At 52.4% G+C, this 18472-nt stretch carries 15 protein-coding genes; 9 read left to right on the top strand and 6 right to left on the bottom strand.

What is annotated here, in order from left to right:
* The first annotated feature begins 5 nt into the window (after nt 1–5).
* Both OGV52_RS22820 and trhP read left to right on the top strand, forming a co-directional pair.
* The gene (locus OGV52_RS22820) at nt 6–338 is read left to right on the top strand and encodes a YegP family protein (protein ID WP_047501032.1); all 333 of its coding nucleotides are present in this window, start codon (nt 6–8) and stop codon (nt 336–338) included.
* Nucleotides 339–497: 159 nt separating this feature from the next.
* Nucleotides 498–1859 carry a prephenate-dependent tRNA uridine(34) hydroxylase TrhP gene (gene trhP / locus OGV52_RS22815; protein WP_006683890.1) on the top strand — a complete coding sequence of 454 codons (1362 nt, stop codon included), beginning with the start codon at nt 498–500 and terminating at the stop codon, nt 1857–1859.
* Nucleotides 1860–2119: 260 nt separating this feature from the next.
* On the opposite strand, the gene clpA is transcribed toward trhP, so the two are convergent.
* Together clpA and clpS are read right to left on the bottom strand one after the other, a co-directional pair.
* The gene (gene clpA / locus OGV52_RS22810) at nt 2120–4396 is read right to left on the bottom strand and encodes an ATP-dependent Clp protease ATP-binding subunit ClpA (RefSeq protein ID WP_016153651.1); all 2277 of its coding nucleotides are present in this window, start codon (nt 4394–4396) and stop codon (nt 2120–2122) included.
* A 30-nt stretch (nt 4397–4426) separates the two neighbouring features.
* On the bottom strand, nt 4427–4747 hold the full coding sequence (gene clpS, locus OGV52_RS22805) for an ATP-dependent Clp protease adapter ClpS (RefSeq protein ID WP_003036810.1): 321 nt from the start codon (nt 4745–4747) through the stop codon (nt 4427–4429).
* A gap of 323 nt (nt 4748–5070) precedes the next feature.
* Here clpS and cspD point away from each other — a divergent pair, with 323 nt between their 5' ends.
* Nucleotides 5071–5295 (top strand): cold shock-like protein CspD, encoded by a 225-nt coding sequence (gene cspD / locus OGV52_RS22800; RefSeq protein WP_003036813.1) that lies wholly within the window; start codon nt 5071–5073, stop codon nt 5293–5295.
* Between the two features lie 74 nt (nt 5296–5369).
* Here cspD and macB read toward each other — a convergent pair whose 3' ends face one another.
* Together macB and macA are read right to left on the bottom strand one after the other, a co-directional pair.
* On the bottom strand, nt 5370–7316 hold the full coding sequence (gene macB / locus OGV52_RS22795) for a macrolide ABC transporter ATP-binding protein/permease MacB (protein ID WP_287109205.1): 1947 nt from the start codon (nt 7314–7316) through the stop codon (nt 5370–5372).
* Nucleotides 7313–8428, bottom strand: a complete 1116-nt coding sequence (gene macA / locus OGV52_RS22790; RefSeq protein ID WP_287109204.1) for a macrolide transporter subunit MacA — start codon at nt 8426–8428, stop codon at nt 7313–7315. The genes macB and macA overlap by 4 nt, the downstream gene beginning before the upstream one ends.
* A gap of 160 nt (nt 8429–8588) precedes the next feature.
* On the opposite strand from macA, the gene OGV52_RS22785 reads away from it, so the two are divergent.
* Nucleotides 8589–9539 (top strand): VirK/YbjX family protein, encoded by a 951-nt coding sequence (locus OGV52_RS22785; RefSeq protein ID WP_049042464.1) that lies wholly within the window; start codon nt 8589–8591, stop codon nt 9537–9539.
* Here the strand turns inward: OGV52_RS22785 and OGV52_RS22780 are convergent.
* Nucleotides 9536–11194, bottom strand: a complete 1659-nt coding sequence (locus tag OGV52_RS22780; protein ID WP_103766527.1) for an ATP-dependent endonuclease — start codon at nt 11192–11194, stop codon at nt 9536–9538. The two genes, OGV52_RS22785 and OGV52_RS22780, sit on opposite strands and share 4 nt — an antisense overlap.
* 372 nt (nt 11195–11566) lie before the next feature.
* Between OGV52_RS22780 and aqpZ the strand changes: the two genes are divergently transcribed.
* From aqpZ to OGV52_RS22755, 5 genes are all read left to right on the top strand, one after another.
* Nucleotides 11567–12262: an aquaporin Z gene (aqpZ, locus tag OGV52_RS22775; RefSeq protein WP_003840208.1), complete on the top strand. Its 696-nt coding sequence runs from the start codon at nt 11567–11569 to the stop codon at nt 12260–12262.
* A 142-nt stretch (nt 12263–12404) separates the two neighbouring features.
* Entirely contained in the window at nt 12405–13304 is a 900-nt protein-coding gene (locus tag OGV52_RS22770) for a LysO family transporter (RefSeq protein WP_016153656.1), read from the top strand.
* Nucleotides 13305–13459: 155 nt separating this feature from the next.
* Entirely contained in the window at nt 13460–15112 is a 1653-nt protein-coding gene (hcp, locus tag OGV52_RS22765; RefSeq protein ID WP_016153657.1) for a hydroxylamine reductase, read from the top strand.
* A gap of 10 nt (nt 15113–15122) precedes the next feature.
* The gene (hcr, locus tag OGV52_RS22760) at nt 15123–16091 is read left to right on the top strand and encodes an NADH oxidoreductase (protein WP_016153658.1); all 969 of its coding nucleotides are present in this window, start codon (nt 15123–15125) and stop codon (nt 16089–16091) included.
* A gap of 201 nt (nt 16092–16292) precedes the next feature.
* Nucleotides 16293–17909, top strand: coding sequence for an FAD-NAD(P)-binding protein (locus OGV52_RS22755; RefSeq protein ID WP_047501024.1), 1617 nt, complete (start codon nt 16293–16295; stop codon nt 17907–17909).
* Between the two features lie 72 nt (nt 17910–17981).
* Here OGV52_RS22755 and OGV52_RS22750 read toward each other — a convergent pair whose 3' ends face one another.
* On the bottom strand, nt 17982–18416 hold the full coding sequence (locus OGV52_RS22750; RefSeq protein WP_047501022.1) for a DoxX family protein: 435 nt from the start codon (nt 18414–18416) through the stop codon (nt 17982–17984).
* Between the last annotated feature and the right edge of the window lie 56 nt (nt 18417–18472).

The raw sequence follows: 18472 nt of genomic DNA, 5'->3' as shown, positions 1-18472 counted from the left end.
TTCATATGGCTGGTTGGTTTGAATTAAGCAAGAGTAGCGATGATCAGTACCGCTTTGTTCTTAAGGCTGGAAACGGGGAAACTATCCTTACCAGTGAGCTTTACACGACAAAAGGCGCGGCAGAAAAAGGGATCGCATCTGTCCAGGCTAACAGCCCTCTGGCCGAGCGTTATGAGAAAAAAACGGCAGCTAATGGCAAATTGCATTTCAATCTGAAAGCAGCAAACCACCAGATTATTGGTAGCAGTCAACTGTATGCGAATGAACAGTCGCGCGAGACCGGTATTGCTTCAGTTAAGGCCAATGGTGTAAGTCAGACGATAAAAGATAAAACCTGATAATGACTCGCTCAGCCGGGTAACGCCACGCTGTCGCCCGGCGTTTTTCTTTACCTGTCTTCCCCACAGCGCTACAATGCCCGCCCTTAATATGGGGGCACTCCCCTAACCGCCTCATTGAGTGAGGCGAGTCTGACCTGTCATCAGAACGAGAAAATTATGTTTAAACCGGAACTCCTTTCCCCGGCGGGAACGCTGAAAAACATGCGTTACGCTTTCGCCTATGGCGCAGACGCTGTATATGCGGGCCAACCGCGTTACTCACTGCGCGTACGCAACAACGAATTCAATCACGAAAACCTGCAGCTAGGCATTAATGAAGCCCATGAACTGGGTAAAAAATTCTATGTGGTGGTTAATATTGCCCCGCATAACGCCAAGCTGAAGACCTTCATTCGTGACCTGAAACCGGTGGTGGAAATGGGACCGGATGCACTGATCATGTCCGACCCCGGTCTGATTATGCTGGTGCGCGAAAACTTCCCTGACATGGACATTCACCTTTCAGTACAGGCTAACGCCGTAAACTGGGCGACGGTGAAATTCTGGAAGCAGATGGGATTGACCCGTGTGATCCTGTCCCGCGAACTGTCGTTGGAAGAAATTGAAGAGATCCGCACCCAGGTGCCGGATATGGAAATTGAGATCTTTGTTCACGGCGCGCTGTGCATGGCTTACTCCGGCCGCTGCCTGCTCTCTGGCTACATCAACAAGCGTGACCCAAATCAGGGTACCTGTACCAATGCCTGCCGCTGGGAATACAACGTGCAGGAAGGCAAAGAAGACGTGGTGGGCAATATCGTGCATAAGTACGAGCCTATCCCGGTACAAAATGTTGAGCCGACGCTGGGTATTGGCGCTCCGACTGACAAAGTCTTTATGATCGAAGAAGCCCAGCGTCCGGGTGAGTACATGACCGCGTTTGAAGACGAACACGGCACTTACATCATGAACTCGAAGGATTTGCGTGCCATTGCCCACGTTGAGCGCCTGACTCAGATGGGCGTGCATTCGCTGAAAATTGAAGGCCGTACTAAATCATACTATTACTGTGCACGTACCGCGCAGGTTTATCGCAAGGCCATTGATGATGCCGCTGCCGGGAAACCGTTCGACCCGCAACTGCTGGAAACGCTGGAAGGTCTGGCGCATCGCGGTTACACCGAGGGGTTCCTGCGCCGCCATACACATGACGACTATCAGAACTACGAATACGGCTTCTCTGTTTCCGAGCGTCAGCAGTTTGTCGGCGAATTCACTGGCGAACGTAAAGGTGAACTGGCGGCTGTGCTGGTGAAAAATAAATTCACCGTCGGCGACAGCCTGGAGCTGATGACCCCACAGGGCAACATCAACTTTACCCTCGAACAGATGGAAAACGCGAAAGGCGAAGCGATGCCGGTTGCGCCGGGCGATGGTTACACAGTGTGGATGCCTGTACCGGAGGATATCGATCTGAATTATGCATTGTTGATGCGTAATTTTGCCGGTGAGTCCACGCGCAATCCACATGCTAAGTAGTTAATTACGGTTATTTTTCAGCGTTCGGAAGATTCTTAGAAATCGATCACATACCGCTTCGTTCATTAAGGGTATTATCCCATCCGCTGAAAAACATAACCCATAAATGCTAGCTGTACCAGGAACCACCTCCTTAGCCTGCGTAATCTCCCTTACGCAGGCTTATTTTTTGCCTGCCGTTTCCCCCCCCCCTATTCAAATCACGACTTTCAGGCGAAAAAAAACCGGGCATTACGCCCGGTTGATTAGGTGATTAGATATCAATGTGCTGCTTCTGGCTTGTGCTTTTGCGCACTCTGGAAACCATAGGTCAGCTCATTTTTCTCTTTATCCAGCGCAACGGTCACCTGACCGCCATCCACAAGCGAGCCGAACAGCAGTTCGTTAGCCAATGGTTTTTTCAGGTTATCCTGGACAACGCGCGTCATCGGGCGTGCACCCATTGCGCGGTCATAGCCCTTCTCAGCCAGCCAGTCGCGGGCTTCCTGACTCACTTCCAGAGAGACACCTTTCTGATCCAACTGAACCTGAAGTTCGACGATAAACTTATCAACAACCTGATGAATCACCTCAGTAGAGAGATGATCGAACCAGATAATGTTGTCGAGACGGTTACGGAATTCCGGCGTAAACACTTTTTTGATTTCGCCCATCGCATCAGTACTGTTGTCCTGATGAATCAGCCCAATCGATTTACGCTCAGTTTCACGCACGCCGGCGTTAGTGGTCATGACCAGCACCACGTTGCGGAAATCCGCTTTACGCCCGTTATTGTCGGTCAGCGTACCGTTATCCATCACCTGCAGCAGCAGGTTAAAGACGTCCGGATGCGCTTTTTCGATTTCATCCAGCAGCAGTACCGCATGCGGATGCTTAATGACAGCATCTGTCAGCAAACCGCCCTGGTCGAAACCGACATATCCCGGAGGCGCACCAATCAGGCGGCTGACGGTGTGACGTTCCATATACTCGGACATATCAAACCGCAGCAGCTCAATACCCAGCGCTTTGGACAACTGCACCGTGACTTCGGTCTTACCAACGCCAGTCGGTCCGGCAAACAGGAACGAACCGACAGGTTTATGCTCGTGTCCCAGACCAGCACGGCTCATTTTGATCGCTTCAGTCAGCGCCTCAATGGCTTTATCCTGTCCGAATACCAGCATTTTCAGACGGTTGCCCAGGTTTTTCAGCGTATCGCGATCGCTCTGAGAAACGCTCTTCTCCGGGATCCGCGCAATGCGGGCCACGACGGACTCGATATCCGCCACGTTGACGGTTTTCTTGCGCTTGCTGACCGGCATCAGACGCGCCCGCGCGCCCGCCTCATCGATCACGTCAATCGCTTTGTCCGGCAGATGACGATCGTTAATGTATTTCACCGCCAGTTCGACCGCTGCACGCACCGCTTTGGCGGTGTAGCGAACGTCATGGTGCGCTTCGTATTTCGGCTTCAGACCGTTGATGATCTGCACGGTCTCTTCTACCGACGGCTCAGTGATATCGATTTTCTGGAAACGGCGTGCTAGCGCGCGGTCCTTTTCAAAGATATTGCTGAATTCCTGATAGGTTGTGGAGCCTATTACACGGATTTTACCGCTGGAGAGCAACGGTTTGATCAGGTTAGCCGCATCCACCTGGCCGCCCGATGCCGCACCCGCGCCGATAATGGTGTGGATCTCATCGATAAACAGAATGCTGTTAGTATCCTGTTCCAGTTGTTTCAGCAGCGCCTTAAAGCGTTTTTCAAAATCGCCACGGTATTTGGTACCCGCCAGCAGCGAGCCGATATCCAGAGAGTAAAGGGTACAATCAGCCATCACTTCCGGCACGTCGCCCTGGACGATACGCCAGGCGAGGCCTTCCGCAATAGCGGTTTTACCGACGCCAGACTCACCCACCAGCAGCGGGTTGTTTTTTCGACGACGGCACAGTACCTGAATGGCGCGTTCCAGCTCTTTGTCCCGGCCAATGAGCGGATCAATTCCGCCCACACGGGCAAGCTGGTTAAGGTTAGTCGTGAAGTTCTCCATACGGTCCTCCCCGCCAGCTTGCTCTTCGTTATTCGGCTGATTACCAGAGTCAGAGGACTGACTTGGTTCGTCTTTGCGCGTGCCATGAGAAATAAAATTCACCACATCAAGGCGACTCACTTCATGCTTACGCAGCAGATAAGCCGCCTGAGATTCCTGCTCGCTGAAGATGGCGACCAGCACATTAGCACCAGTAACTTCATTGCGCCCGGAGGACTGAACATGAAAGACCGCGCGTTGCAACACACGCTGAAAACTCAACGTTGGCTGCGTGTCGCGCTCTTCTTCACTGGCAGGCAATACGGGTGTGGTTTGTTCAATGAAGGCTTCGAGTTCCTGACGCAGCGCCACCAGATCCACAGAACACGCTTCCAGCGCTTCGCGGGCCGATGGGTTACTGAGCAATGCCAGTAGCAAGTGCTCGACGGTCATAAACTCATGTCGGTGCTCGCGCGCTCTGGCGAAAGCCATGTTTAAACTGAGCTCCAGTTCTTGATTGAGCATAGGCACCTCCCCCAATATTTATGCCTGCATTTAGGCTTTTTCTAGCGTACACAGCAACGGATGCTCGTTCTCCCTCGCATACTTGTTCACCATCGCAACTTTGGTTTCAGCCACTTCGGCAGTGAATACGCCGCAAATCGCTTTACCTTGATAGTGAACGGCAAGCATCAGTTGCGTTGCACGTTCTACATCATAAGAAAAGAATTTTTGTAACACGTCAATAACAAACTCCATCGGAGTGTAATCATCATTGACTAATATCACTTTATACATAGATGGCGGTTTTAGCGCGTCGCGCAATTTATCTTCCGCCAGCAGATCGAAATCCAGCCAGTCGTTAGTCTTACCCATTGTCAGTCGTCATCTTCAGTTACGGTTTCCGGCAGAAAATCTTGCCGCTGACAAGCAGCCTATGCGCACAATCAATCTACCTCAAGTATTAGATAACTATCATCTATTAGTGCCATCCGCGACATCTGTCACATAACCGACAATAGCGTTAACTGCTTCAAATTTTGATGCATTTTTACCCTATTCCGTCAGCCTGGCGCTTGACGCCTCGCCTGATTTCTCTAAATTGTAGTTTCGAGAGTTGGCGAGGTTTTGAACAGCCCCCACTCCGCCACCGGTTCATTCCATCTTACTTATATAAGATTTACGAAGGATGTCGAAGCATGGAAACGGGTACTGTTAAGTGGTTCAACAACGCCAAAGGGTTTGGTTTCATCTGCCCCGAAGGCGGCGGCGAAGATATTTTCGCCCATTACTCCACCATTCAGATGGATGGTTACAGAACGCTAAAAGCCGGACAATCTGTCCAGTTTGATGTCCACCAGGGGCCAAAAGGCAATCATGCCAGTGTCATCGTGCCTGTCATTGAAGCAGAAGCTGTCGCATAGCTCTTCTGTTTCATTGTGTACATCCCGCAGTCAAAATGCCAGCCTTTGCGGCTGGCATTTTTATCTCGATAGTATTATTCCCGCGCCAGAGCATCTACCGGATCCAGCCGCGCCGCATTTCGCGCCGGTAGCCAGCCAAACAAAATCCCGGTCGCAGTCGAACACAGAAACGCCGTCAATAAGGCTACGGGTGAGAAACCTATTTCCCAGCCAGGCAGGAATAGCTGAAGCGTAAAGGCGATCAGCATCGACAAGCTAATGCCCAACGCGCCGCCAACCAGACACACCAGCACCGCTTCAATTAAGAACTGCTGCAGCACGTCACTGGCGCGGGCGCCAACCGCCATACGAATGCCAATCTCGCGCGTTCGTTCGGTTACCGAAACCAGCATAATATTCATCACACCAATCCCACCGACCACCAGCGAAATCACGGCCACCAGCGTCAGGAAGAGTTGTAATGTACGTGTGGTCTTTTCGGCGGTTTTCAAGACACCGTCCATATTCCAGGTGAAGAAATCCTTCTTACCGTGGCGTAACGTCAGTAGCCGGGTGAGCTGCTGCTCGGCCTGGGCACTATCAAAACCGTCTTTCACCCGCACGGTGATCGAGTTCAGCCACGACTGCCCCATAATTCGCCCGGACATGGTGCTGTAAGGCAGCCAGACCCGCAGGATCTTGCTACTGCCAAACATCGACTGTTTCTCTTCTGCAACACCAATCACCGTGGCAGGCATATTCCCCACCAGCACGACTTCGCCGACAACTTTCGCTTTGTTGGGGAACAATTGACGACGGGTATTGCTATCGAGCACCACCACCTGAGCGCGCCCCGCCAGTTGTTCAGCGTTAAAAGTGGTCCCTTCGCTAAACGTCATGCCATAGACGTTGAAATAGTCGCCGCTAACGCCATTAGCACTGGCGGCCACGTCGATATTGCCATAGCGTAGCCGCAGGTTTTTCGACACCGCAGGCGTCACCGAACTGACCCAGGGCTGCTTCTGTAAAGCCGTTAAATCGTCATACTTCAGCGCCTGTTGATATTGTGGGTCGTCGTCGCCGAAATCTTTGCCAGGAAAGATATCGATGGTATTGGTGCCAATAGCGCGAATATCTGCCAGTACCAGCTGTTTAGCCGCATCGCCTACCACCACAATCGACACCACTGAAGCAATACCGATGATGATCCCAAGCATGGTCAGTAGCGTTCGCATTTTATTCGCAGCCATTGCCAGCCAGGCCATAGTGAGCGCTTCGCGAAAACCGCTGGCAAACTGCCCCCAACCGGACGCCGTTTTCACCGTCGGCTCCGCGATATCGCGCCCGGTAGAGGGTTTGTGCGACGGCGGATTGCGCACAATCTCGCCGTCACGAATTTCAATGACGCGTTCGGCCTGTGCGGCGACCTGGCTGTCGTGAGTGACGATAATCACCGTATGCCCGCGATCGCGCAGCTGATGCAAAATCGCCATCACCTCTTCGCCTGAATGGCTGTCCAGCGCGCCGGTGGGTTCGTCGGCGAGGATAACCTGTCCCCCGTTCATCAGCGCACGCGCAATACTGACCCGCTGCTGCTGACCACCGGAAAGCTGGGAAGGCTGATAGTCGACTCTGTCGCCCAGACCCAGTCGCTGCAGGAGTTCTTGCGCACGGGCCAGGCGCTGCTTACGTTCGGTGCCAGCGTAAACCGCAGGCACCTCAACGTTTTGCGCGGCGGTTAAATGCGACAACAAATGATAACGCTGGAAGATAAAACCGAAATGTTCGCGACGCAGCTGGGCTAACGCATCGCTATCCAGCGTGGAGACATCGCGCCCGGCAACCCGATACGTACCGCTGGTGGGTTTGTCCAGACAGCCGAGAATATTCATCAGCGTCGATTTCCCCGAGCCAGACGCCCCGACAATCGCCACCATTTCCCCGGCCTGAATGCTCAAGGATACGTCCTTCAATACCTCGACCTGGCCTTCGCCTGACGGATAGCTGCGGCGGATACTGCTCAGTTCAAGCAATGCCGTCATTTTGGCGCTCCAGCGTTGCCCTCACCGGTGATGACTTCATCCCCCTCTTCCAGCCCTTTCACGATCTCCACATCGGTGTCATTACGCGCGCCGATAACCACTTCACGTTCACGGGTTTCACCGTTACGCAGCAGCCTGACGTTATAACGATTGTTGCCAATAGGATCGCCCAGCGCCGACAGCGGGATCGTCAGGACATTTTTGACATCGGTGAGCTGGATATGGACCTGCGCGGTCATATCCAGACGCAGGATCCCTTTCGGGTTGGGAACTTCGAAGCGAGCATAGTAGAAAATCGCATCATTCACTTTCTCTGGCGTCGGAAGAACATCTTTGAGCTTACCTTCGTAGCGCGTCTGAGGATCGCCCAGTACGGTAAACCAGGCCTTTTGCCCGGGATGCAGGTGAATCACATCCGCCTCGGAAACCTGCGCTTTCACCAGCATGGTGCTCATATCTGCCAATGTCAGAATGTTAGGCGCCTGCTGGGCAGCAATAACGGTTTGCCCCTGAAGGGTAGTAATTTGCGTGACTTCGCCTGCCATTGGCGCGACGATGCGGGTGTAATCAAGGTTGGTTTTTGCCGTATCGAGAGAGGCCTGATTACGCTTAATTTGCGCATCAATTGTGCCGATTTGCGCCTGTTTGACCGCCATCTGAGTAGCCGCCGTGTCGAGATCCTGTTGCGAGACAGCCTGGGTTTTCGCCAGCTGTTGCTGACGGGAAAGCGTTACCCGCGCCAGCTTCCACTCGGCTTCAGCCTGTAAACGCTGAGCGCGTAATTCCATCAGCGTCGCTTCAACCTCTTTAATCTGGTTTTGCGCCTGTTCAGGATCGATAACGCCAAGCAGTTGATCTTTTTTTACTTTGTCGCCAATGGCGACCGACAGCGTTTTTAACTGCCCGCTTACCTGCGCCCCGACGTCAACTTTACGCAACGCATCCAGTTTGCCGGTTGCCAGTACGCTTTGCTGCAGATCGCCCGGACGCACAATTAACGTTTGATACTGAGGTAAAGGCGCATTAAGCGTTCGCCAAAGTGCAATTATCACCACAATAATGATGATGGCGAAGAGAAAATAGCGCTTTTTGATTTTTCCCTTGAGCTTCATAAATGTCCCAATTTCCCCCAATACGTCCACCAGAGTGGAGTGGTAAACATCAACGTTAAATAAATAACCGTTGAAAAACGCAAGAATAACAGAGTTATTGATGAATGGTTAAGATCCGCTGTGTTGAAATTAGTACCAGAGTATCCATCGGATTGTTATTATGAGCCAGCTAACTGACAGCACTTTTCATTCTTCAAAACCCGCCACAAGTTTTAGCCTCTTTTGTAGCCTGATGACCGGACATTGGCGCCCTGGAAAATTTTGGCATCAGCGTAGCTTCCGTCGTAAGTTTTTGTTGCGCTCAGCGCTTATGCCACGATTAATGCATGAATGGATGACTGAACTGGCGCAGTGGCCTGATCTCGATAGCGTACTGGCGCGCCAGCCTCGTCTGCCGGTTCGCCTACATCGCGCCTATCTCGCACAAAACCTTGATCGGAAGATGAAACTGGATGCTGTGCGTTTTCATTACAATGCTATCCGCAGCTCTTTTTCAGCCACTGAATATAAAGCTTATTTAAGTGCGGATGGATTACAACTGGCACAAATTGAAGGCAAAAATAGCGAAATATTTAGCGTAATACTGGGCTCATTTATCTCACTGGATAAAGAAGGTGAAAGTACCATTCTGGTACGCAATAGCGCTGGCGAGACTTTAGCGGAAATGACGTTTACGCTGTGCAATTATCAAGGAAGCAGCACACTGTTTATTGGCGGGTTACAGGGAGGCAGTCGATTACTGCCACATGAAGAAATTCAAAAAGCGACCAAATCATGCTACGGGATTTTCCCTAAACGTATTGTGATGGAAGCCATTTGCTGCTTTGCAGAACAATTGAATATTAAACAAATTCTGGCTGTCAGCAATGAACAGCATATCTTTCGCAGCCCGCGTTACCACGATAAAAACAAGGTGATACTTTCCGACTACAACGCATTTTGGGAGTCGGTTGGCGGTGAGTGCGACAGTCACGGCTATTACCATATCCCACGCACAATGGCGCGAAAAAGCGAAGCGGACATTGCCAGCAAAAAACGCGCGGAATACCGCCGTCGCTACCAGCTACTGGACAGCATCCACTCGCAGCTGTCGTCGATGTTTCGCCGCTAATCCGCTCTGCCGCGTGCCAACCACAGCACGCGGGAAAACATTTTTCGCAGCAGCGTTGGCACCGCGTCAACGCCGCGCCGACCGGCTTCCATCGCCACCTCAATGGCTAAATCTGGTTTTGACGACCGGTGAATCGCCTTCGAGATAATTTTGCGCATATTCATGGGCACGTTTTCGGGGATTTGCGCCACCCTGTGAAAAACGTCAGCGAACCCCTGGCGATACATAAAGTGTTCCATGTCCAGCGCGGGAAGCATGGTTAAATGATCGCGTTCTTCTTCTCTGTCGTTATTCAACAAACTCCGCACCGTAGCAGCATACTTTTTCCCGGCTTCATCACCATCAACCAGCACATGCCACTCGATACCCATCCGGCGGGCGAACTTAACCAGCGGCTTAAGGCCGGACTGGGCAAACTCAATGACTTTGATACCTTCCGCATCAAAGTGGTGCCCACACTGGCGGGCCAGTTCGTTAATGACCCAGGTTTCCGTTTCGCCTTCCACCAGCAGCCAACAGCGGGCAAACAACGACGATGCACGGTTAAAACGAATATGAAAGGCAATACGCCGACCATCTTCTGCGCTGATCCCACCTGGTCCAAGCCGCCAGGCGGCGACGCGGGAGGACTCACGCACCAGGCGGACAACATGTTCCACGGGGGTGAGGGACAGTAACTCACCTGAGTTGGTGGTCGCCACCCGTTGCAGTGGAAGCAAATTCAGCAGGTGCCAGGCAACCGACAGCATAATCGGATGTAAACGCGTTTCAGGATCTTCTACCAACAGTAACGGCCGGGCGTCTTTATCCAGCCTCAGCGTACCTTTGGCCTGTAACAGCGTCGAAAACAGTCCCAACAGGATCACGCGGTGCGTGCGTCCGCCCGGTCTATCAATCATACGGTTGATAATATCCAGATAGCGCCAGCTACGTTGTTCGTTATTGGAACGTCGACGCATCAGACGATAGCGGGACTGACTGGAACCCTGCTCAGAAAAATAGTGTTCCAATAGCTGTACCATGGCCGATAACCCCTGACGTATCTGCCCATCTGTCAGGTTTTGCGGTCGGGTAGCCAGTTCACGTGCCAGAAAATCCAGTTGCCGCGCGGTCACTTCGACATCCGCCGAATCCGGCACCGTACCGTTACGGATCCGTCGCATAAAACGCGCGTCGCGCAGGCGCAGTACTGGCATCAAACGCACGAGGTGCCGTGCCTGATCGTTAATGTCGTCGAGGGGAAGCTGATGGCCCTCGCCATCCAGAAAACTGCGTAACGTCAGAACGCTACCGTCGTCCGCACATTCACCTTCCAGCCGATAGAATATGCGGTGATAGCCATCCTGACACAGCGTCCAACTGGCTTCCAGAGGACGATACCTGCGCACGCGGTGGCGACCTGGTTGAGACTCACGAAACGTCAGGATGATATGCAGATGATGTTCCCGGCCTTGTATATCGCCCGGCGGGAACCAGAAATCTTCGCGGTCAAAGTGGTATAAATCAATTTCCGGCGACAGCAACAGGGTTAAAGCATCCAGCAGACTGGACTTACCCCACGCGTTCTCCCCAATCAGCACGTTGCTTTGCTCCAGCATCAACGACAGACGGTTAATACCACGAAATCCAACAATCTCAACGCGTTCGAGAATCATATAGCCTCCGGAAATGCTAACTTTTTCCTTCAAGTTATCAGGAGTATAACGGCAAGCGGGCGCTCAGGACACCCGATATGATCAGGAGGTTAGTCGCAGAAATCAAAAAATATAAGAATATTCTTCTTATGTTTTCCCCGGAATATTATTTCAGAACTCAATCATCGCCGTTTTGCTAATTGAACTATGCTTCATTCATCCAATATTCAAAAAGGAATCACAACATATTGCCTTAAATCAAATTTTTTCATCAATTTAACTGGCGAAGGGATGATGTTTTTTTCTAAAATACCGGCTCTTTCATCATCGTCCCTTTTAGCGATGAATTACCGGGTAAGGAACACGAACCCGGAACTTTTAATTGAGGTGGTTATGTTCAGGAAATTAGCAGCCGAATTCTTCGGTACGTTTTGGCTCGTCTTTGGTGGGTGCGGTAGCGCAGTTCTGGCCGCAGCATTCCCGGAGTTGGGTATTGGATTTGCCGGTGTCGCGCTGGCGTTTGGTTTGACAGTATTAACCATGGCATTCGCCGTAGGTCATATTTCCGGCGGACACTTTAACCCGGCGGTGACCTTCGGTTTATGGGCGGGCGGTCGCTTCCCGGCAAAAGACGTTATTGGTTATGTTATCGCTCAGGTTGTGGGCGGTATTGTTGCAGCAGCGGCACTGTATCTTATTGCCAGCGGTAAAGCTGGTTTTGACGCAACTGCCAGTGGTTTTGCCTCGAACGGCTTTGGTGAACATTCACCTGGCGGCTATTCAATGCTTTCTGCCGTCGTAATTGAAATTATTTTGACCGCTGGTTTCTTATTAGTGATCCACGGTGCGACCGATAAACATGCTCCGGCAGGTTTTGCACCTATTGCGATTGGTCTGGCGTTAACCCTGATCCACTTGATCAGTATTCCGGTTACCAACACCTCCGTTAACCCGGCACGTAGTACCGCTGTAGCCATCTTCCAGGGCGGCTGGGCATTACAGCAATTGTGGTTCTTCTGGGTTATGCCGATTATCGGTGGGGTCCTCGGCGGTCTTATTTACCGCACTCTGCTGGAAAAACGCGATTAATCGATAACAAAAAAGGCCTGGCGCAAGTCAGGTCTTTTTTTCCCCGCTATATTTCCTTTTATTTGCAACTTTACTCCCTTCTTTGCATTGAGTAGTGTGTGCTGGCGCATTTCGTCTTACTCTCAGCAAGGATCTGGTTTTCATGTTTTCAGGGCTGTTAATCATTCTGGTTCCCCTTATTGTGGGCTACCTTATTCCGCTTCGGCACAGGGCTGCATTAAAACTCATCAATCGCCTGTTGAGCTGGATCGTCTACCTTATTCTCTTTTTTATGGGTATCAGCCTGGCGTTTCTGGATAATCTCGCCAGCAACCTGTTAGCCATTCTTCATTATTCTGCGGTCAGCGTGACGGTCATTTTGCTGTGTAATATCGCGGCGCTGTTCTGGCTGGAGCGTTCGCTGCCCTGGCGACATAACCACAAGCAAGAAAAGCTACCCTCGCGAATTGCAATGGCGCTTGAGTCGCTCCAGCTTTGTGGCGTCGTCGTCGTGGGTTTTCTGCTCGGCCTCACCGGTCTTCCTATTCTGCAGCACGCCACCGAAGCCAGCGAATATACGTTAATCTTTTTACTGTTCCTGGTCGGGATTCAACTGCGCAATAGCGGTATGACCTTAAAGCAAATTGTGCTGAATCGCCGGGGGATGATTGTTGCGGTGGTCGTCGTCGCCAGTTCGATGCTGGCAGGGGTTATTAATGCGTTGATCCTCGGCTTACCGCTGAAAACCGCGCTGGCGATGGCATCAGGTTTTGGCTGGTATTCCCTGTCCGGTATTCTGTTAACCGAATCGTTCGGGCCGGTGATTGGTAGCGCCGCCTTCTTTAATGACCTGGCCCGCGAACTGATTGCCATTATGTTGATTCCTGGAATGGTGGGCCGCAGCCGCTCTACCGCGCTGGGGCTATGTGGCGCGACATCAATGGATTTCACCTTACCGGTGCTCCAACGCAGCGGCGGTCTGGAGATGGTTCCGGCAGCCATCGTCCACGGCTTTATTCTGAGTCTGTTAGTGCCTTTGCTGATGGCGTTTTTCTCCGCCTGAAGTCAGGACAAATACCTCTCTGGCGGTAGTCATCTACCGCCAAAATTGCGCTAAATCAATCTCCCTGCAAGTTGTAGCAGAAATCCCTTTTATCCCTTCGCGCACAGGCATAACCTTAAACATGTATATTAAATATAACTTTAAAAGGTGTGACCATGTTTTGTGTGCAATGTGAACAAACCATCCGTACTCCGGCAGGAAACGGCTGCTCTTACGCGCAGGGTATGTGCGGTAAAACGGCTGAAACCTCCGATTTGCAGGATCTGCTGATTGCTTCCCTACAAGGTCTGTCTGCATGGGCTGTTAAGGCACGTGAATACGGCATCATCGACCATGAGGTTGATAACTTTGCACCGCGTGCATTCTTCTCCACGCTGACCAACGTTAACTTCGATTCTCCGCGTATTGTTGGCTATGCCCGTGAAGCTATCGCCATGCGCGACGCCCTGAAAGCGCAATGCCTGAACATCGACGCGAACGCAGCGGTCGCTAACCCGATGGCCGATCTGCAACTGGTCAGCGACGATCTGGGCGACCTGCAACGTCAGGCCGCTGAATTTACCCCGAACAAAGACAAAGCAGCCATTGGCGAGAACATTCTCGGCCTGCGTCTGCTGTGCCTGTACGGCCTGAAAGGTGCGGCAGCTTACATGGAGCACGCGCACGTTCTCGGTCAGTACGACAACGACATCTACGCTCAGTACCACAAAATCATGGCATGGCTGGGAACCTGGCCTTCCGATATGAACGCTCTGCTGGAGTGCTCAATGGAAATCGGCCAGATGAACTTCAAAGTGATGAGCATTCTGGATGCTGGCGAAACCACTAAATACGGCCACCCGACGCCAACTCAGGTCAACGTCAAAGCAACCGAAGGTAAGTGCATCCTGATCTCCGGTCACGACCTGAAAGATCTGTACAACCTGCTGGAGCAGACCGAAGGTACCGGCGTTAACGTCTATACCCACGGTGAAATGCTGCCGGCGCACGGCTACCCGGAACTGCGTAAGTTCAAACACCTGATCGGTAACTACGGCAGCGGCTGGCAGAATCAGCAGGTTGAATTTGCCCGCTTCCCGGGCCCAATCGTAATGACCTCTAACTGCATCATCGACCCAACCGTTGGCGCCTACGATGACCGTATCTGGACTCGTAGCATCGTCGGTTGGCCAGGTGTAAGCCACCTCGAAGGCGACAACTTCGCTCCGGTAATCGCTCAGGCTCAGCAGATGGCGGGCTTCCCATACAGCGAAATTCCGCACCTGATCACCGTTGGTTTCGGTCGTCAGACTCTGCTGGGCGCGGCTGATACCCTGATCGACCTGGTAAGCCGCGAAAAACTGCGTCACATCTTCCTGGTTGGCGGTTGTGATGGCGCGCGTGGCGAACGTAACTACTTCACCGACTTCGCCACCAGCGTGCCGGACGACTGCCTGATCCTGACTCTGGCGTGCGGTAAATACCGTTTCAACAAACTGGAGTTCGGCGATATCGAAGGTCTGCCGCGTCTGGTCGATGCAGGTCAGTGTAACGATGCATACTCTGCCATCATCCTGGCAGTAACCCTGGCTGAGAAACTGGGCTGTGGCGTGAACGATCTGCCGCTGTCTCTGGTGCTCTCCTGGTTCGAACAGAAAGCGATTGTCATTCTGCTGACCCTGCTGTCTCTGGGTGTGAAAAACATCGTCACTGGCCCGACTGCGCCTGGCTTCTTCACGCCGGACCTGCTGGCAGTTCTCAACGAGAAGTTCGGTCTGCGCTCCGTGACCACCGTTGAAGAAGATATGAAGCAACTGCTGAGCGCGTAAGGAGTAAAGAATGACAATGCCAACTCATCAGTGCCCATGGCGGATGCAGGTTCATCACATCCATCAGGAAACGCCGGATGTATGGACGATTTCGTTGCTGTGCCACGACTATTATCCGTACCGCGCCGGGCAGTATGCACTGGTCAGCGTACGTAATTCAGCGGACACGCTGCGTGCTTACACCCTCTCTTCAACGCCGGGCGTTAGCGAATACATCACGCTGACCATCCGCCGCATTGACGATGGCGCAGGCTCACAGTGGTTAACCCGCGACGTGAAGCGCGGCGACTATATCTGGCTGTCCGATGCAATGGGTGAATTCACCTGTGAAGATAAAGCGGAAGACAGGTTCCTGATGCTGGCCGCTGGCTGTGGCGTCACGCCAATCATGTCAATGCGTCGCTGGTTGGCAAAATACCGCCCACAGGCAGATGTGCAGGTGATCTTTAACGTCCGTTCACCACAAGATGTCATTTTTGCCGACGAATGGCGCGAGTATCCGGTGACCTTAGTTGCTGAAAACAATGCCACTGACGGTTTTGTTTCCGGCCGACTGACCACCGAACTGCTGCAAAGCGTACCGGACCTGGCTTCGCGCACCGTGATGACCTGCGGCCCGGCGCCGTATATGGATCTGGTCGAGAAAGAAGTCAACGCGCTGGGCGTGACACGCTTCTTTAAAGAGCAGTTCTTCACCCCGGTAGCTGAAGCCGCCACCAGCGGTCTGAAGTTCACCAAACTGCAGCCGGCAAAAGAGTTTTATGCGCCGGTAGGCAGTACGCTGCTGGAAGCGCTGGAAAGCAATAAAGTGCCGGTTGTCGCCGCATGCCGTGCGGGCGTTTGCGGCTGCTGCAAAACCAAAGTGGTTGACGGTAACTACACGGTCAGTAGCACCATGACGCTGACCGACGCAGAAATTGCTGAAGGTTATGTGCTGGCTTGCTCCTGTCATCCGCAGGGTGATTTAGTGCTGGCGTAATTGGCCGATATCTGATGTACAAAAGGCTACCCGGTTATATCGGGTGGCCTTTTTTTATGTTGTCAGACGCTGCAAAATTCCGATTTTTTCACCCTCCCAGGCAAAATACCGTCCTCCTCCTGCGAATTATCGACCACACTTACCTGGCACAGGTTAAGCAAAACCCCGACTACCGCGTCGAACTTTCTACAAAGGATCCCCATGAAAAAAGTGGCCATCGTCGGCGTAGGTCCCACCGGAATTTATACGTTTCATGCCCTCGTTGAGCGCGGTGAACCGCTGGAGATACAGCTTTATGAGCAAGCTGAGGAAGCTGGCGTAGGCATGCCTTATAACAGCGACAACAACGCAGACCACATGCTGGCCAATATAGCCAGCATTGAGATCCCGCCGATTTATATCAGTTATCTGACGTGGCTACAGAATCAAAGCGATGAATACCTGGCGCAGTTTCGGCTTGAACGTACATCGTTGCATGAGCGGCAATTTTTGCCCCGCGTGATCCTCGGCGACTATTATCGCGATCGTTTTTTAGCCATTGTCGATAAAGCGCAAAGATCCGGGTTCACAATTCGCGTATATGAATCAAGTAAAGTCACCGACCTGCAAGCAAACCCGACTGGGGTCTCCCTGTGGATCAATCACGCGTCACAGCCCGTCGAAGTGGATTTCGCCGCTATCGCCAGCGGCCATCTGTGGCCAGAAACTGATGCTCAGGCACGCAAGTTTTTCCCCAGTCCGTGGACCGGCCTGATGGAGGCGCAGATTAGCGCTTGCAGGGTGGGTATTCTGGGCACCTCGCTAAGCGCTATCGACGCGGCGATGGCCGTGGTCAGTCAGCATGGTACCTTCACCACCAATACCGACCGTTCACTGCAGTTCACGCGTAAACCCGACAGCCAAAACCTGAAGCTGACCCTGATGTCGCGCAGCGGTGTGCTGCCTGAAGCGGATTTTTACTGCCCTCTTCCCTATGAACCGCTGAATATCGCGACGCAAGAAGCGATTGAAGACGCCATTGCCGAGGGCCAAAACGGATTACTGGACCGCATCTTCCGGCTTATTGTGCAACAACTGCAAGACGCGGCCCCAGGGTGGTGTCAACAGGTTGCACTTGCAACGCTTAACGCCGACACATTCCCCGAGGTCTATTTTGCCGACAGGCTCAAGCATGACCCTTTTGACTGGGCGAGGCGTAACCTGGTGGAGGTTGAACGCAACAAGCAGGAACAACATACCGTCGCCTGGCGCTATACCTTATTGCGCCTCCATGAGGTTATTGAAGAGATCGTTCCTCATCTTGATGCTCGCGACGAAAAACGTTTCAGGCACGGACTGGCGCGCGTCTTTATTGATAACTATGCGGCAATCCCGTCTGAATCTATCCGCCGATTGCTGGCTCTGCACGATGCCGGGCTGATTGAGATCCTCGCACTCGGCAAAGATTATGAGCGTACAAATGAGCAGGAAATGACGGTCATTTACCACCACGGTCAGCGCAGTGAATTTGATGTATTCATTGACGCCCGAGGGCAACGGGCATTACAGAGCAAAGATATTCCGTTCCCAACGCTACGCGATCAACTGCTGGCCTGTGGCGATGAGATCCCGGATATCGGCGAAGATTACACGCTGCAAGCGCCGGAAAACGCCCGCAACCGCATCGCCTTTGGCGGACTGCCGTGGTTGATGCACGACCGTCCCTTTATTCAGGGGTTGGTGGTTAGCGCTGAAATAGGCACCGCGATGGCAAAGGCATTGACGCAACGTGCACTGAGACGTCGGCACAAACTGTGGAGCAGTGTCGACATGGATTAGCGGCCAGATTTAATGGCGAGGCGGAGATAGGTTAACGCATTCCCGCCTCTGTATTGATTCTCGGATGGCAAACTATCGCCAGGCCGAGTTTCCGGCAACGGAGAATCGCCCCGCGCCCAAAAATGCCACGGCCAGAGCGCCGATGAAGAAATACACCAGACTTTCAATTGCCCATGCGCCGGTTTTATCCAGTGACCAGGTTTCACCCATCCCGACCATCAGCCATGCCACCACCATCGTAAACGCCAGCCCCAACGCCGCTGGACGCGTCAGGATCCCAAGAATAATCAGACACGGTGCCACAACCTCTCCCAGCAGAACGCCATACGCAATAAAGCCGGGGAAACCTTTCGCTATCAGCATGCCACCGATGCCATCAATACCCGCGAACAGTTTATGCAGCCCATGAAACAGCATTAATCCCCCCACGGCAATACGTAACAAAAACTTGCCAAAATCTTCATGAGTCAGTACCCGGTTAACTGTATTTAATAGTTTTATAACCATTTGAATTTATTCCTTGTTTCACCATGTCCAATAACAAACTACGCTTAATACAGGCT

The sequence above is a fragment of the Citrobacter sp. Cb041 genome, assembly GCF_030336655.1.
Lineage (GTDB): Bacteria > Pseudomonadota > Gammaproteobacteria > Enterobacterales > Enterobacteriaceae > Citrobacter > Citrobacter braakii.
The sequence above is the reverse complement of the archived record's forward strand: the minus strand, read 5'-3'. Positions and strand labels throughout refer to the sequence as shown.

Excerpts from the sequence above, each read along its gene's own strand:
- OGV52_RS22820 (WP_047501032.1), top strand. The coding sequence starts at position 6 with ATGGCTGGTTGGTTTGAATTAAGCAAGAGTAGCGATGATCAGTACCGC.
- trhP (WP_006683890.1), top strand. The coding sequence starts at position 498 with ATGTTTAAACCGGAACTCCTTTCCCCGGCGGGAACGCTGAAAAACATG.
- clpA (WP_016153651.1), bottom strand. The coding sequence starts at position 4,396 with ATGCTCAATCAAGAACTGGAGCTCAGTTTAAACATGGCTTTCGCCAGA.
- clpS (WP_003036810.1), bottom strand. The coding sequence starts at position 4,747 with ATGGGTAAGACTAACGACTGGCTGGATTTCGATCTGCTGGCGGAAGAT.
- cspD (WP_003036813.1), top strand. The coding sequence starts at position 5,071 with ATGGAAACGGGTACTGTTAAGTGGTTCAACAACGCCAAAGGGTTTGGT.
- macB (WP_287109205.1), bottom strand. The coding sequence starts at position 7,316 with ATGACGGCATTGCTTGAACTGAGCAGTATCCGCCGCAGCTATCCGTCA.
- macA (WP_287109204.1), bottom strand. The coding sequence starts at position 8,428 with ATGAAGCTCAAGGGAAAAATCAAAAAGCGCTATTTTCTCTTCGCCATC.
- OGV52_RS22785 (WP_049042464.1), top strand. The coding sequence starts at position 8,589 with ATGAGCCAGCTAACTGACAGCACTTTTCATTCTTCAAAACCCGCCACA.
- OGV52_RS22780 (WP_103766527.1), bottom strand. The coding sequence starts at position 11,194 with ATGATTCTCGAACGCGTTGAGATTGTTGGATTTCGTGGTATTAACCGT.
- aqpZ (WP_003840208.1), top strand. The coding sequence starts at position 11,567 with ATGTTCAGGAAATTAGCAGCCGAATTCTTCGGTACGTTTTGGCTCGTC.
- OGV52_RS22770 (WP_016153656.1), top strand. The coding sequence starts at position 12,405 with ATGTTTTCAGGGCTGTTAATCATTCTGGTTCCCCTTATTGTGGGCTAC.
- hcp (WP_016153657.1), top strand. The coding sequence starts at position 13,460 with ATGTTTTGTGTGCAATGTGAACAAACCATCCGTACTCCGGCAGGAAAC.
- hcr (WP_016153658.1), top strand. The coding sequence starts at position 15,123 with ATGACAATGCCAACTCATCAGTGCCCATGGCGGATGCAGGTTCATCAC.
- OGV52_RS22755 (WP_047501024.1), top strand. The coding sequence starts at position 16,293 with ATGAAAAAAGTGGCCATCGTCGGCGTAGGTCCCACCGGAATTTATACG.
- OGV52_RS22750 (WP_047501022.1), bottom strand. The coding sequence starts at position 18,416 with ATGGTTATAAAACTATTAAATACAGTTAACCGGGTACTGACTCATGAA.